We start from the raw sequence: 13,752 nt of genomic DNA, 5'->3' as shown, positions 1-13,752 counted from the left end.
GCTACTCGAACCCGCTCAGGTCGGGGCTGCGCCCGTTCCAGCCGGACACCTTCTCGAACGCCGCGCCGATGGCCACCACGGTCGTCTCGTCCCTCGGCTGTCCCAGGATCTGCAGCCCGACAGGCAGCCCCTCGGCGGTGAGCCCGCACGGGACGCTGATCCCCGGCAGGTCCAGGTAGTTCGCCGCCCGGGTCAGGCGGCTGAGCGGGGAGGTGGTCTCGTCCACCTGGGCGATCGGCGGCGCCGGGATCGGGCAGGTGGGGCTGACCAGGGCGTGGAAGTCGGCGAGCCAGGCGTGGAACGCCATCTGGTCCTGGGCGCGGCGGGCGTGGGCTTCCGCCAGGTGCTGGTCGGTGAGTTCGCGCCCCGCCTCGAAGCGCCGCACGATCCAGGGGTCCATGACCGAGCCGTGCTGCTCGATGCGCTCATGCCAGATCCGCCAGCCTTCGCCGGCCATCAGCATGCCGTTGGGCCCGAACGACTGCTCCAGGGACTTGGCCGGCGAGACCATCTGCACGACCACACCGGCCTGCTTCAGCCGGTCCAGCGCCTCCACGTAGAGCCGCGCCACCTCCGGGTCGACTTCGCCAAGCTCGTCCAGCGGGATCGCCGCCACGCTCAGCCCCCGGGCCGGGAAGCGCAGGGCGGCCTCGGCGTCGAATGGCGATCGCACGGCGGCCGCGCCGTCGGGACCGGAGATGTCGGCCAGCATCCGGGCGGCCGTGGCCACGTCGCGGGCCAGGGTCCCCACCGTGTCGAGGGCCGGCGCCAGGGGATGCACCCCGCGCAGGCTGACGAGGCCGCGGCCGGGCTTCAGCCCCACCACGCCGCAGATCGCGGCCGGGATGCGCACCGAGCCGCCGGTGTCGGAGCCCAGCGCCCCGTCGCAGAGGCCCGCCGCCACCGCCACGGCCGAGCCGGAGGACGAGCCGCCCGGCGCCCGGTGGACCTTGGCGTCCCAGGGATTCCACGGTGCGCCTACCGCCCGGTTGGTGCCCCAGCCGCCATAGGCCAGCTCCACCGTGTGGGTCTTGCCCACCGCGCTCCATCCCGCCTGCAGCAGGCGCTCTACCGCGCGGGCGTGGTCCGCGGGGGCGGGGTCCAGCGGCACCACCGCCCCGCCGCCGGTGGGCACGCCGGCCACGTCGAACAGGTCCTTGATGGCGAAGGTCGGGCCGTCGGAGTCCTCGCCCGTCAGCGGCGGATCGAACACGCGTACGAACGCCTTCAGCCGGCCGTCGTAGCGGCGGATCCGGGCTAGCGCTTCGTCGGGCGTCATGTGGGGCTCCTGGCGGACGTGCCCGGACTATCGCCGAGCGGGGCCGGGGAAACCAGATGACGGATCGCCGGCTTCGTGGCTTTCCTCTGGGGCATGAGCCAGTCACTGCCCGACCAACTCCGTTCGACCGTCCGCTTCCTCGGCCGGATCCTGGGGGACGTGATCCGCGCGGAGGACGGGGCGGCGGTGTTCAGCCAGATCGAGGAGATCCGCCAGGCCTCGGTCGCCTTCCACCGGGAGGGCACGCCGGAGGCCGCCAGGGTCATGGCCGAGCGGCTGGGCGGGCTCTCGCTGCCGGACACGGTGCGCTTCGCCCACTCCTTCGCCGTCTTCCTGCAGATCACCAACATCGCCGAGGACCAGATCCAGCGTCGCCGCGGGCGGGCCGGGGACGCCCGGCCGGACACCCTGGCCGGCGCGCTCCGCAGTCTGAAGACCGAAGGCGTGGGGACCGAGGCGGTGGCCGAGCTGCTGCGCGGGGCCCTGATCGCGCCGGTGATCACCGCCCACCCCAGCGAGGTGCGCCGCAAGAGCGTCCTGGACCGCCAGAGCGCCATCGCCCGCGACCTGGAGGCGTTCGACCACGCCCGCAGCGAGGCGGAGCGGGCGGCCATCGAGCGCGAGCTGCTGCGCGAGGTGTCGATCTTCTGGCGCACCCGGCTGCTGCGCAGCGTGCGCATCGCCGTGGCCGACGAGATCGAGAACGCGGTCTCCTATTTCGAACGCAGCTTCCTGGCCGAGCTGCCCCGGCTCTACGCCCACTGGGGCGAGGTGCTTGGGGACGCTGCGCTGCCCAGCTTCCTGCGGGTCGGCTCCTGGGTCGGCGGCGACCGCGACGGCAACCCCTACGTCACCGCGCAGGTGATGCGCCTGGCGCTCGCCCGCCAGTCGCGGGCGGCGCTGCGCATGTACCTCGACGCCATCCATGCGCTCGGCGCCGAGCTCTCCATGTCCGCCGACCTCGTGGACGTGACGCCGGAGCTGCAGGCCCTCGCCGACGCCTCGCACGACGAGTCCCCGCACCGGGCCGACGAGCCCTACCGCCGCGCGCTGACGGGGATCTACGCCCGGCTGGCGGCGGCCTATCCGGCCCTGACCGGCGAGGCGCCGCCGAGGCCCTCCACCAGGGCGGCCGAGCCCTACGCGGGACCCGACGCGCTGAAGGCCGATCTGCAGACCGTGTTGGACTCGCTCCTGCAGAAGCACGGCCCGGCCTTCGCCAGCGGACCGCTGCCGGACCTGATCCGCGCGGTGGACGTGTTCGGCTTCCACCTGGCGACGCTCGACCTGCGCCAGAACTCCTCGGTGCACGCCCGCGTGGTGGCCGAGCTGCTGAGGACCGCCGGCGTCTGCGACGACTACGAGGCCCTCGACGAGGCCGCCCGCTGCGCCCTGCTGACGAAGGAGCTCTCCCACGGCCGGCTGCTCGCCTCGCCCTTCGCCCCCTACGGCGACGAGACGAGCCGCGAGCTGGAGACGCTGGCCACCGCCGCCGAGATCAAGCGCCGCTACGGGCCGCAGACCATCCGCACCTACATCGTCTCGAACACCACCTCGGTGTCGGACCTCCTGGAGGTCTACCTGCTGCTCAAGGAGGTGGGGCTCTACACGCCGGGCGAGCCGCCGCGCGCCGAGGTGTTCGCCGAGCCGCTGTTCGAGACCATCGAGGACCTGCGCGCCGCGTCCAGGACCATGGCCCGCTACCTCGCCCTGCCGCTGGTGCGCGACCTCCTGGCCGCGCCGGGGATGCAGGAGGTGATGATCGGCTACTCCGACTCCAACAAGGACGGCAGCTACCTCACCTCCACCTGGGAGCTGCACAAGGCCTCGCGCGCTCTCTGCGCCGTGGTCGGCGGGGCCGGGCTCCGGCTGCAGCTGTTCCACGGCCGGGGCGGCGCGGTCGGCCGGGGCGGGGGCTCCAGCTTCGAAGCCCTGCTCGCCCAGCCGGCCGGCACGGTGAACGGCCGCATCCGCATCACCGAACAGGGCGAGGTGGTGGCCAACAAGTACGCTGACCCAGAGCTCGCCCGGCAGAGCCTGGAGACCCTCACCGCCGGCGTGGTGCTGACCTCGCTCCGCACCCATCGTTCCGCCGACCTCGCCGCCCCGCAGAGCAAGGCCATGGACGCGCTGGCCCGCGCCGCCATGGCGGCCTACCGCGGCCTGGTTTTCGAGACGCCGGGCTTCGTGGACTATTTCTACGGGGCCACGCCGATCAGCGAGATCGCCGACCTCAACATCGGCAGCCGGCCCACCTCGCGCCAGCCGACCCGCAGCATCCAGGGCCTGCGGGCCATCCCCTGGGTGTTCTCCTGGTCCCAGTCGCGGGCCATGCTGCCGGGCTGGTACGGCTTCGGCTCAGCCGTGGCCCAGGGCGGGGTGTCGATGGCGCAGCTGAAGGAGCTGAACGAGAGCTGGCCCTTCTTCCACTCCACCCTCGCCAACATGGAGATGGTGCTGGCCAAGTCGGACCTCGCCATCGCCGGCCGCTACGCCGGCCTCGTGGAGGACCGGGCGCTGGCGGAGCACGTGTTCGGCGAGATCCGCGCCGAGTGGGAGCGCACCCACGAGGCCCTGCTGGAGATCACCGGCCAGTCGCAGCTCCTGGAGAAGAACCCCGACCTCGCCGCCGTCATCCGCTCGCGGCTGCCGTACATCGATCCGCTCAATCACCTGCAGATCGAGCTGATCCGCCGACGCCGGCGCGGCGACGAAGACGAGGCCGTGCGGGACGGCATCCACCTGACCATCAACGGCGTCGCGGCAGGCCTCCGGAACACGGGCTAGCGGCGGCTTGCATACATCCGCTAACAAGGCGGGGATGTCCGAGAACCTCTACGACCTGCTGTCCGGCCGCTTCCCGGCTGACCGTGCGAAGCCCTGCTTCCTGCTGAGCGACGGCTCGGAGGTGAGCTACGGCGCCCTCGAGGAGGCCGCCGCGCGGGTCGCCGGCCGCCTCGTCGCTGAGGGCGTGCAGCCGGGCGACCGCGTGGCCATGCAGGTGGAGAAGAGCGTCGAGGCGGTGATGATCTACCTCGGCGTCCTGAAGGCCGGGGCGGTCTTCCTGCCGCTGAACGCGGCCTACACGCCCTCCGAGGTCGAGTACTTCCTGACCGACGCCGAGCCAGCCGTCTTCGTCACCGACGCCCCGGCCTGGGTGGCGGAGGCGCGGACCTTCGAGCCCCTGGCGCTGGCCGTGCCGCGAGCCGCATCGGACCTCGCCTCGATCATCTACACCAGCGGCACCACCGGCCGCTCCAAGGGCGCCATGCTGAGCCACGGGAACCTGGCGACCAACGCCCTGGCCCTGCACGCGGCCTGGGGCTTCACGCCCGACGACGTCCTGCTGCACGCCCTGCCGATCTTCCACGTCCACGGCCTGTTCGTCGCCATGCACTGCGCCTTCCTGTCCGGCGCGCCCATGGTCTGGCTGCCGAAGTTCGCCGACGCCGAGGTGCTGAAGGGGCTGGAGCGCTCGACGGTGATGATGGGGGTGCCCACCTTCTACACCCGCCTCCTGGCCAACCCCGGCTTCACCCGCGAGCTCGCGTCGCGGATCCGGGTGTTCATCTCCGGCTCGGCCCCGCTGCTGCCCACCACCTTCGCGGAGTTCGAGGACCGCACCGGCCAGCGCATCCTCGAGCGCTACGGCATGAGCGAGGCGGTGATCATCACCACCAACCCCCTGCACGGCGAGCGGATCGCGGGCTCCGTGGGCTATCCGCTGCCCGGCGTGGAGCTGCGCATCGGCGGGGGCGAGGAGACTGGGGTCATCCAGATCCGCGGCCCCAGCGTCTTCGGCGGCTACTGGCGGATGCCGGAGAAGACCGCCGAGGAGTTCACCGCCGACGGCTACTTCATCACCGGCGACGTGGGCCGGCAGGACCCCGACGGCCGCGTCTGGATCTCCGGCCGGGCCAAGGACCTGATCATCTCGGGCGGCTACAACGTCTATCCCAAGGAGATCGAGCTCATCATCGACGAGCTGCCAGGGGTGGTGGAGAGCGCCGTCATCGGCGTGCCGCACCCCGATTTCGGCGAGGGCGTCGTGGCGGTGGTGATGGGGCAGGGGGACGAGGTGGCGATGATCGCCGAGGCCCGCCTCCGGCTGGCCGCCTACAAGGCGCCCAAGCGGGTGGTGTTCGTCGACGATCTGCCGCGCAACGCCATGGGCAAGGTGCAGAAGAACCTGCTGCGGGAGCGCTACGCGGGACTGTTCGCCGGGTCCTGAGGCCGCTCGCCCGGCCGGCCGGGACCCTCGTCCTGGTCCTGCAGCGGGACCGCGGAGAGCTCGCCCCCCACGTCCTGCACCAGGACCTCCACCTCATAGCCCTGTCGGCGGGCCTGCTCGGCCAGGCGGTGGGCGGCGGCGAGCGCGCTGTCCCGGGACGCGTAGCGGTCGCGCCGCACGCCGGGCGCCAGCAACGTCCAGCGTCCGCCGTACCAGATCACCGCGAATTGCAGCGCCATACCGGCCGCGCCTCCCCGAAACACGGCCGAAGCAGGCCATGGCGGGGCGTGGCTTGGCAATCACTCTTGTTAAGACGCGGCCTGCCGGATCGTCGGCAGGGGCGGCGTGGCGGCCGGCCGGTAGTCGGAGATGCTCACCAGCAGCTCGCGCCGCAGCAGGATCGCGACGCCCGAACGCAGCTCGATCAGCTTCTCGCGCCGGAGCTGCTGCAGCGTGCGGTTCACGTGGACGATCGAGAGCCCGAGCACGTCGGCCATGATCTCCTGGGTGAGCGGCAGCGGGAAGCGCTGGCTGTCGCCCAGTCCGGAAAGCTGCAGGCGATGCTGCAGCTCGAGAAGGAAGTGGGCGACCCGCTCGTAGGCGGTCTGTCGTCCCAGGCGCACCACATGATCGAGCAGCAGGGCGTCGTCAGTGTGCTGGGCGCGAACGATGAACTGCGCCAGCCCCGGCGCCCGGCCGGACAGCGCCGCCTCCACCAGGGGCTCCGCATCGACCGTCTCCAGGGCCGTCAGGGCCACGACGCTGCCGAGCGCCGGCGCGGCCGGCCGACGGCTCAGCCCGATGGGCTCGCCGGGCAGGACGAAGCTGAAGATCTGGCGCCGCCCGTCGGGAAGCACCCGCTGCCGGCTGGCCCAGCCGGAGACCACGAGGCGCGCCCGGGCGCCGGACAAGCCTTCGGTGATGAGCTCCTCGCCGGGCGCATGACGTTCCCTTCGCTCGCCGAGCTGACGGACAAGGTCCTGCTCCGCTTCCGAGAGGCTGGCCACCACCCCCAGCCGCCGAAGCACTGGATCGAGCGGCCTTGGCGCGATGTGAGGTCTGAACCGGCCCGTCATCCGGTGTCCCCTTGAGCTGGATTTTGGCCCTGCGCAGGCCGCAGGGGCCCGCGATGGGGGAACCCCCATGCGCGATAATGGTTCCGCTGCAGAATGCAACTCACGCGATAGTGCGCAAGGAAATTCTCGCGAAATCGGAGGAAAATAGGCCATATACCGAAAGTCGGATAGCCGACTTACAGCCGAAGCAGGTCTTTCATCAGCAATACTGAAGTTCTGCCCAGGCAACGGATCGTAAAGATCGCGGCGCTGCTGAAGGAACGATGCCGGTTTTCCCTCGTTGTGCCGGTCCAGTATTTTGGAGCCAGCACATCAAATGAGGGATCACGCCAGCTTCGGCTATCGCATCAACAAGGGCGAGGACGGGTGGACCTGGACCACGTTCGATCTCGCCGGCCGAATCGCCGTGCAGGGCCACGCGCCCACCAAGGCCGTGGCCGCGGCCTGCGTGATCCGGGCGCTTGCGCGCGCCGCGATCCCGGCCGCGGATGTCGCCCGCGCCGCCTAGAGCGCCGGCTCGGCGACCACCGGCACGCCATAGTCCGCAAGCAGGGCCTTCACCTCGCCCGTGCGGCGGACCAGCACCTCGTCCAGCCGGTCGCGGAGTTCGAGGTCGTCCTTCCGCACCCCCATCGAGATGTCGAACACCATCGGCCACTGCGGCCCGTCGAGCCAGGGCCGCACGGGCGTGACGCGCAGCGGATGTTCGGCGCGCTTGGCGAAATAGCCGGCCAGGGGGCCCCAGACCACCGCCACGTCCACGTCGCCCCGGCTCACCGCATCGACGATCTCCGCCGGCGGGTTGGGCTTCGCATAGTCGCCATAGAGCATGTAGCCGCGGACGTTGTCGGTGATCCCGCGCCGCGCGAGGGCGTGGGTGGGCGGGGTGTTGGAGCTGTCGTCGCCGATCATCTGCACGCCGATCCGCAGGGTGCGCAGCTGCGGGTCGTCCAGCGAGGCGATCGTCAGGTCGCGGTCGGCGCGGGTCACGAAGACATAGGTTGAGCGGTAGTAGGGCTGGGTGGTGGCCAGCATCTCCACCTGGGTGGCGACGCCCGGCCAGACGTCGCACTGGCGCTCCTTCAGCGTGTTGCGCACATAGCCGCGCCGCTGGGCCCACCAGGTGTATTCCACCGTCATGCCCAGGTCCTTCGCCACCAGCTCGGCCAGGCGGTTCTCGAAGCCTTCGCCGCGGGCGTTGGAGAAGGGCAGGTTGTTGGGGTCGGCGCAGACCCGCAGCACCTTCGGCTTCGGCGAGCAGCCGGCCAGGGCGGCGGCCAGGAGCAGGAGCGCCAGCCTCATGGCGCCGCCACCACGCCCCACGGGCGTCCCCCCAGCTTCAGGCGCTTGAAGGTCCGGCCGCTCTTCAGGTCGACGATCGACAGGTCGCCGGACAGGCCGCTGGCGGCATAGAGCCGGGTCTCGTCCGGCGACAGCGCCACGCCCCAGTTGCGGAAGCCGGTCTTGAAGCGGCGCGTGACCTCGAAGGTCCTGGCGTCCACCTCGGCGGCCTCGTTGCCCCGGCCGAGCGCCACATAGACCCGGTCGGCGGCGCGGGTCATGGCCAGCCCCACCGCCTGGATGGCGGGCGGCGCCTCCTTGGTGCGGAAGTCGATGGTCTTCACCGGCCGCCGCGTGGCCATGTCGAACACCGCCACCGTCGCGCGGACCTCCGAACTCACCCACAGGCGCGCGCCGTCGGGCGTGAACAGGGCGTCGCGCGGGCGGGTGCCCACCAGCACGCTGTCCTTCAGTTCGCCGGTGGCCGCGTCGATGAAGTGGACCAGGCTCAGCACCTCGGAGGTGCAGATCACCCAGCGACCGTCGGGGCTGACGGCCATCCCCTCCGGCTCGGCGCCGACCTCGGTCTCGCGCAGGATCCTGCCGCTCGCCACGTCGAGGAAGCTCACCTTGGCGTCGTCCTCGTTGGCCACGTAGAGCGTGCGCCCGTCCGGGCTGACCGCGAACCGCTCGGGGTCGGGGCCGGAATTCAGGTAGCGGGTGACCTTGCGGGTGGCGGTGTCCACCACGGCGATGCGGTTGTCGTTGCTCACCGCCACATAGAGGGTCCGCCCGTCCGGCGAGAGGCCCAGGCCCCGCGGCCGGTTCCCCACCGGGATCTTGCCCACCTCGGCGGCGGTGCGGCCGTCGATCACGTGGATGACGTTCGACTGCTCGTTCGAGACATAGGCGGTGTGCAGCCCGGCGGCCTGCGGGCCGCAGGCGGAGAGGAGCGCCGCCGCGACCGCGGCGATCCAGGCCCTCATGCCTTGGGCAGGGCGAAGACGTAGAGCACGCCGCCGGCGGTCGTCTTGTCCTTCAGGTCGGCCATGGTGCCCACGTAGCCCAGGGCCGCCGTCGGATCGCGCGGGTCGAGGTCGCCCGAGACGATCGCCCCGGCCCAGCCGCCGACGCCCGCCAGGATCGCCACATACTGCCGCCCGTCCGGCCCGCGGTAGGTGACCGGCTGGCCGATGATCCCCGACGCCGTCTTGAACTGCCAGAGGAGCTGGCCCGTGCGCGCATGGATGGCTTTGAACCAGCCGTCCATGGTGCCGTAGAAGACCACGTCGCCAGCCGTGGCGAGCGCGCCCGACCAGAGGGGGAAGTCCTCCTTGATCGTCCAGACCGCGGCGCGGCGCACGGGATCCCAGGCGGTGAAGACGCCGCGGTGGCCGCCCGGCCCGGCCTTCATCCGCACCTCGGCGCCGACGTAGGGCGTGCCGGAGATGTAGTTGGCCTGCAGGTTCTCCCAATCCATGCAGACGTTGGCGTGCGGGATGTAGACGAGCCCCGTCCGCGGCGAGAAGGCCGAGGGGTTCCAGTCCTTGGCGCCGGAGGCGGTGGGGCAGATGTCGCGCACCACCTTGCCCATGCGCGGCGTCTTCTCGGCGTTTACCTTCAGCCGGCCGGTCTTCAGGTCCACGCCGAAGCTGGAGTTCACATAGGCGAAGGGGTCGGCCGACAGGACTTCGCCCGTGGCGCGGTCCAGCAGGTAGAAGTAGCCGTTGCGCTCGGGCCGCGCGACGACCTTGCGCATCGTCCCGTTCACCGGGACCTCCAGCAGGATGTTCTCGTTGATCCCGTCGTAGTCGTGCACGTCGTGCGGCGAGAACTGGTAGAACCAGCGCGCCTGGCCGGTGTCCGGGTCGCGGGCGAAGATGCCGCTCGTCCACTTGTTGTCGCCCGGCCGCTGCTCGGCGTTCCACGGCCCCGGGTTGGCGGTGCCGTAGTAGATCAGGTCGAGCTCGGGATCGTAGGAGATCCAGCCCCACACCGTGCCGCCGCCGATCTTCCAGGCGTCCGGCGGCCAGGTCGTCATGCCCAGGTCCTTGCCCCGGTCCATGGCGTAGAACGGCTTGAACTCCGGCCCGATCAGCACGTCCCTGTCGGGGCCGGTGTGGAAGGCCTTCCAGGCGACCTTGCCGGTGCCGGCGTCGAGCGCGGTGATCCAGCCGCGCACCCCGAACTCGCCGCCGGAGTTGCCGACCAGGACCTTACCCTTCACCACCAGCGGGGCCATGGTGATGGTCTCGCCGCGGTTGATGTCGCCCAGCTTGGTGCGCCAGGCCTCCTTGCCGTCGGCGGCGTTCACCGCGACCGTGTAGCCGTCCAGGGTGTTGATGATCACCTTGCCGTCCCAGTAGACGGCGCCGCGGTTGACCACGTCGCAGCAGGCGACCCCCTGGCTGGAGGGCGCGGGCTTGGGCGAGTACTTCCACTTCACCGGCGCGCCGGGCTTGGTGAGGTCGAGCGCGTAGAGGTCGTTGGGGTAGGGGGTGACGATGTACATCGTGTTCCCCACCACGATGGGCGCGGCCTCGTGGCCCTTGTTCACCCCCGTCGAGAAGCTGAAGGCGACCTGCAGGCGGCCCACGTTGGCGGGCGTGATCTCCGAGAGGCTGGAGAAGCGGGTGGAGGCGTAGTCCTTCGCCGGCATGCTCCACTGGCCGTCGTCGGCCGGCAGCATGGCGGTGGCGCCGGTGGAGCCCGCCGGGACCGGGACCAGCTTCGGCGGCGGCAGGCCCGCCTCGCGCTTCCGCTCGCACGCCGCCAGCGCGGCCAGCGCCATGGCCGTCACCGCCGCGCAGACGCGACCGCGGCTCAGAACGGACGTCCGGTCTCCCGCCATACCCTCGTTCCACCCCTGCACACCCTTGCCGTTCCAACGCTCAAGCCGGCGTTTGGGATCAATCTGGCGGCGGCGCGCCGGCTGGGGCAGGGTCGCGGCCCAGTGGAAGAAGGGGAGAGACCATGGACCTTGGGCTGAAGGGCAAGACCGCCGTCGTCACCGGCGCCTCGCGCGGCATCGGCCGCAGCATCGCCGAGCTGTTCGCCGACGAAGGCGTGAACGTCGCCATCTGCGCGCGCAACGCCGACCAGGTGGCGGCCGCCGTCGAGGACCTGAAGGGCCGCGGCGTGCAGGCCTGGGGCCAGGCGGTGGACATCGCCGACGGTCCGGCGCTGAAGGCGTTCGTCGCCGGCGCGGGCGAGCGGCTCGGCGGCATCGACGTCCTGGTTTCGAACGCCAGCGCCCTGGTGAACGGCGGCTCCGAGGACGACTGGCGGGCCATGTTCGAGATCGACGTCCTCGGGGCGGTGAGAAGCTTCGAGGCCGCGGCCCCGTTCCTCGAGGCGGCCGCCGCGGCCAGGGGCGACGCCGCGTTCGTGATGATCTCGTCCGTCTCCGCCGCCGAGACCCAGGGCGGTTCGGCCTACGGCCCGATGAAGGCGGCGCTGATCCACTACGCCAAGGGCCTGGCGCGGCAGTATGCGGCCCGGAAGGTGCGGGCCAATGTCGTCTCGCCGGGCACGGTGCTGTTCGAGGGCGGGGTGTGGGGCGACGTCCGCGACCAGTCCCCCGGCTTCTTCGAGCAGATGATCAAGCGCAACCCGATGGGCCGCATGGCGACGCCCGAGGAGATCGCCGCGGCGACCGTGTTCCTGGCCAGCCCACGTTCGGGCTTCACCACCGGCTCCAACCTGCTGGTGGACGGCGCCATCTCGTCGCGGGTGAACTTCTAGCCCCGCGCCCCCGAAGCAGGGCAGGTTCCGCCGCATGGCCAGGGATATCGACACCGACGCCGCCGCCGCGCACGAGGTGTTCCAGTCCTATGCGGGCATGGAGGGCCTGCCCGAGGCGCCGCCAAGGCCCAGGCTGAGCGCGCGCGCCTTCGCGGCTTCGGTCTATCCGGGGGTGCTGGTGGCGGTGACCATCGCGCTCGCCGCCTCGTGGCTGTCGCAGCACTACCAGGCGCCGGTGATGCTGTTCGCCCTGCTGTTCGGCATGACCTTCCACTTCCTGCACCAGGAAGGCCGCTGCGTGGCCGGCATCGAGTTCGCCTCCAAGGCCGTGCTGCGCGTCGGCGTCGCCCTGCTGGGCGCGCGGATCACGCTCGAGCAGATCCTCGGCCTCGGCTGGGCGCCCATCGCCATGGTGGTGGCCGGCGTCGGCAGCACCCTGTTCGTCGGGCTCCTGCTGGCGAGGATGCTCGGCCTCAGCCGCGGGTTCGGCCTGCTCTCCGGCGGCTCGGTGGGGGTCTGCGGCGCCTCGGCGGCGCTGGCCATCGCCTCGGTCCTGCCGAAGACCCGCGAGAGCGAGCGCGACGTGATCCTGGCGGTGGTGGTGGTCACCACGCTGTCGACCATCGCCATGGTGCTCTACCCGATGCTGGTGGCCCTGCTGGGGCTCGACGACCAGCACGCCGGCCTGTTCCTCGGCGGCACCATCCATGACGTGGCCCAGGTGGTGGGCGCCGGCTACATGATCTCGCCCCAGGCGGGCGACGTGGCGACCTACGTCAAGCTGCTGCGGGTGGCCATGCTGCTGCCGGTGGTGCTGGCGGTGGCGGTGATCATGGCCCGCGGCCGGGGCGGGCCCGCCGCGCCGCGCGCCCCGGTTCCGCTGTTCCTGGTGGGCTTCGCAGGCCTGGTGGCGCTGAACAGCCTGGGCGTCCTGCCGACCGCGGCCACGGCCGCGGCCTCGGAGATCTCCCGCTGGTGCCTGGTGGCGGCCATCGCCGCCCTGGGGATGAAGACCTCGTTCAAGGCCCTCATCGACGCCGGCTGGCGCCCTGTCGCGGTGATGGTGGCCGAGACCGCCTGGATCGGCGGTCTCGTCCTGGCCGTGGTGCTGCTGACCTAGGCTTCCTGGATCGCCGAGAGCTTCCAGGGGCTCGTGCGGTCGCGGACGAACGTCCACAGCTCGGTGGTCTCGGTCGGGCGCTCGGCGTCGCCGGACACGACCGCGCCGCTGGTGCGGTCGCGCATCACGTCGCGGCTCTCGTAGCGCAGGGCGGCGGTGACGTATTCGCGATCGCCCTCGCGCCAGGCCTCGGCCACGTCGGCCTCCAGCAGGCGCACGTCGCTGACCTCGTTGCGGCGGCCCTGGGTGGCGTTCTGGCTGAGCTCCTCGGAGAGGTAGCTCATCACCTCCGGTGTGGTGACCTCGCGCAGCCGGCCGTAGTCCTCGCGGCCGAAGGCGTCCTGCACCTCGCCCAGCAGGCGCTCGAAGTCCTTGCGGTCTTCGGCGGTGACGGCCAGGTCGATGCTCGGCCCGGCGCTCGCCGGGGTGGCCGGGGTGTACATGGTCCCGCCGAACGGGCGGGCGCCGGAGCGGGCCTCGGGGGCCTCGAAGCGCGAGGTCGCGCCCGGCCAGCCGGCGGCGCCGGCCGCGGCCGGCTGCTGGCGGCGGCGGAACAGCTTCATCAGCAGCCACACGCCCAGGCCGATCAGCGCCACCTGGAACAGGATCGCGGCGAAGCCGGCCATGCCGGCGCCGAAGCCGTTGCCCATCATCGCGCCGATCAGGCCGCCGAGCAGGAGGCCGCCCAGCAGGCCGCCGCCGAGGCCGCCCAGGAAGCCGCCGCGGCGCGGGGCCTGCGCCGGCGCGCCGGCCGCCGCCGGCCGCGCGCCGGGCTGCTGCGCCGTGGGCTGGCGGGGCGTCATCGAGCGCTCGATCGGGGCGGTCTGGGTGGGCGCCGTCTGGGTCCGCGGCGGCGGCGTGTAGGTGCGCGCGCCGCGGCTGCCGAAGCTGCCGCCGCGCCGCGCGTCGGCCGGGGCGGCCACCAGCAGGGACATCGCGAGCGCGACGCCGAAGGCGGCGGCGAACCTGGACCGGACAGTACTCATCTGAAGAATCTCCCTTTCCCCCTGATGTATGGGCC

General features: G+C 71.8%; 12 protein-coding genes. 5 read left to right on the top strand and 7 right to left on the bottom strand.

Annotated elements, in window-relative coordinates:
- Position 1: 1 nt before the first annotated feature.
- Positions 2-1,279, bottom strand: coding sequence for an amidase (locus VM685_RS14375; protein WP_325460855.1), 1,278 nt, complete (start codon positions 1,277-1,279; stop codon positions 2-4).
- A gap of 93 nt (positions 1,280-1,372) precedes the next feature.
- Between VM685_RS14375 and ppc the strand changes: the two genes are divergently transcribed.
- Positions 1,373-4,066 carry a phosphoenolpyruvate carboxylase gene (gene ppc / locus VM685_RS14370; protein WP_325460854.1) on the top strand — a complete coding sequence of 898 codons (2,694 nt, stop codon included), beginning with the start codon at positions 1,373-1,375 and terminating at the stop codon, positions 4,064-4,066.
- A 34-nt stretch (positions 4,067-4,100) separates the two neighbouring features.
- The gene (locus VM685_RS14365) at positions 4,101-5,510 is read left to right on the top strand and encodes a malonyl-CoA synthase (protein WP_325460853.1); all 1,410 of its coding nucleotides are present in this window, start codon (positions 4,101-4,103) and stop codon (positions 5,508-5,510) included.
- On the opposite strand, the gene VM685_RS14360 is transcribed toward VM685_RS14365, so the two are convergent.
- Positions 5,483-5,749 carry a hypothetical protein gene (locus VM685_RS14360; protein WP_325460852.1) on the bottom strand — a complete coding sequence of 89 codons (267 nt, stop codon included), beginning with the start codon at positions 5,747-5,749 and terminating at the stop codon, positions 5,483-5,485. The two genes, VM685_RS14365 and VM685_RS14360, sit on opposite strands and share 28 nt — an antisense overlap.
- Before the next feature lie 69 nt (positions 5,750-5,818).
- Positions 5,819-6,586 carry a Crp/Fnr family transcriptional regulator gene (locus VM685_RS14355; protein WP_325460851.1) on the bottom strand — a complete coding sequence of 256 codons (768 nt, stop codon included), beginning with the start codon at positions 6,584-6,586 and terminating at the stop codon, positions 5,819-5,821.
- 316 nt (positions 6,587-6,902) lie between these two features.
- Between VM685_RS14355 and VM685_RS14350 the strand changes: the two genes are divergently transcribed.
- On the top strand, positions 6,903-7,094 hold the full coding sequence (locus tag VM685_RS14350; protein ID WP_325460850.1) for a hypothetical protein: 192 nt from the start codon (positions 6,903-6,905) through the stop codon (positions 7,092-7,094).
- On the opposite strand, the gene VM685_RS14345 is transcribed toward VM685_RS14350, so the two are convergent.
- The 3 genes from VM685_RS14345 to VM685_RS14335 are packed head-to-tail and all read right to left on the bottom strand — an operon-like array spanning position 7,091 to position 10,658.
- Positions 7,091-7,888 carry a substrate-binding domain-containing protein gene (locus tag VM685_RS14345; RefSeq protein ID WP_325460849.1) on the bottom strand — a complete coding sequence of 266 codons (798 nt, stop codon included), beginning with the start codon at positions 7,886-7,888 and terminating at the stop codon, positions 7,091-7,093. The genes VM685_RS14350 and VM685_RS14345 overlap by 4 nt on opposite strands.
- On the bottom strand, positions 7,885-8,853 hold the full coding sequence (locus VM685_RS14340) for a PQQ-dependent catabolism-associated beta-propeller protein (protein ID WP_325460848.1): 969 nt from the start codon (positions 8,851-8,853) through the stop codon (positions 7,885-7,887). Before VM685_RS14340 ends, VM685_RS14345 begins: the two co-directional genes overlap by 4 nt.
- Positions 8,850-10,658, bottom strand: coding sequence for a methanol/ethanol family PQQ-dependent dehydrogenase (locus VM685_RS14335; RefSeq protein ID WP_325460847.1), 1,809 nt, complete (start codon positions 10,656-10,658; stop codon positions 8,850-8,852). Before VM685_RS14335 ends, VM685_RS14340 begins: the two co-directional genes overlap by 4 nt.
- A 182-nt stretch (positions 10,659-10,840) precedes the next feature.
- Between VM685_RS14335 and VM685_RS14330 the strand changes: the two genes are divergently transcribed.
- Together VM685_RS14330 and VM685_RS14325 are read left to right on the top strand one after the other, a co-directional pair.
- The gene (locus tag VM685_RS14330; RefSeq protein ID WP_325460846.1) at positions 10,841-11,611 is read left to right on the top strand and encodes an SDR family NAD(P)-dependent oxidoreductase; all 771 of its coding nucleotides are present in this window, start codon (positions 10,841-10,843) and stop codon (positions 11,609-11,611) included.
- Between the two features lie 34 nt (positions 11,612-11,645).
- Positions 11,646-12,731 carry a YeiH family protein gene (locus tag VM685_RS14325; protein WP_325460845.1) on the top strand — a complete coding sequence of 362 codons (1,086 nt, stop codon included), beginning with the start codon at positions 11,646-11,648 and terminating at the stop codon, positions 12,729-12,731.
- On the opposite strand, the gene VM685_RS14320 is transcribed toward VM685_RS14325, so the two are convergent.
- Positions 12,728-13,717 (bottom strand): Tim44 domain-containing protein, encoded by a 990-nt coding sequence (locus VM685_RS14320; RefSeq protein ID WP_325460844.1) that lies wholly within the window; start codon positions 13,715-13,717, stop codon positions 12,728-12,730. The two genes, VM685_RS14325 and VM685_RS14320, sit on opposite strands and share 4 nt — an antisense overlap.
- Between the last annotated feature and the right edge of the window lie 35 nt (positions 13,718-13,752).

The organism is Phenylobacterium sp. (assembly GCF_035539035.1).
Taxonomy (GTDB): domain Bacteria; phylum Pseudomonadota; class Alphaproteobacteria; order Caulobacterales; family Caulobacteraceae; genus Phenylobacterium.
The sequence above is the reverse complement of the archived record's forward strand: the minus strand, read 5'-3'. Positions and strand labels throughout refer to the sequence as shown.

Excerpts from the sequence above, each read along its gene's own strand:
- VM685_RS14375 (WP_325460855.1), bottom strand. The coding sequence starts at position 1,279 with ATGACGCCCGACGAAGCGCTAGCCCGGATCCGCCGCTACGACGGCCGG.
- ppc (WP_325460854.1), top strand. The coding sequence starts at position 1,373 with ATGAGCCAGTCACTGCCCGACCAACTCCGTTCGACCGTCCGCTTCCTC.
- VM685_RS14365 (WP_325460853.1), top strand. The coding sequence starts at position 4,101 with ATGTCCGAGAACCTCTACGACCTGCTGTCCGGCCGCTTCCCGGCTGAC.
- VM685_RS14360 (WP_325460852.1), bottom strand. The coding sequence starts at position 5,749 with ATGGCGCTGCAATTCGCGGTGATCTGGTACGGCGGACGCTGGACGTTG.
- VM685_RS14355 (WP_325460851.1), bottom strand. The coding sequence starts at position 6,586 with ATGACGGGCCGGTTCAGACCTCACATCGCGCCAAGGCCGCTCGATCCA.
- VM685_RS14350 (WP_325460850.1), top strand. The coding sequence starts at position 6,903 with ATGAGGGATCACGCCAGCTTCGGCTATCGCATCAACAAGGGCGAGGAC.
- VM685_RS14345 (WP_325460849.1), bottom strand. The coding sequence starts at position 7,888 with ATGAGGCTGGCGCTCCTGCTCCTGGCCGCCGCCCTGGCCGGCTGCTCG.
- VM685_RS14340 (WP_325460848.1), bottom strand. The coding sequence starts at position 8,853 with ATGAGGGCCTGGATCGCCGCGGTCGCGGCGGCGCTCCTCTCCGCCTGC.
- VM685_RS14335 (WP_325460847.1), bottom strand. The coding sequence starts at position 10,658 with ATGGCGCTGGCCGCGCTGGCGGCGTGCGAGCGGAAGCGCGAGGCGGGC.
- VM685_RS14330 (WP_325460846.1), top strand. The coding sequence starts at position 10,841 with ATGGACCTTGGGCTGAAGGGCAAGACCGCCGTCGTCACCGGCGCCTCG.
- VM685_RS14325 (WP_325460845.1), top strand. The coding sequence starts at position 11,646 with ATGGCCAGGGATATCGACACCGACGCCGCCGCCGCGCACGAGGTGTTC.
- VM685_RS14320 (WP_325460844.1), bottom strand. The coding sequence starts at position 13,717 with ATGAGTACTGTCCGGTCCAGGTTCGCCGCCGCCTTCGGCGTCGCGCTC.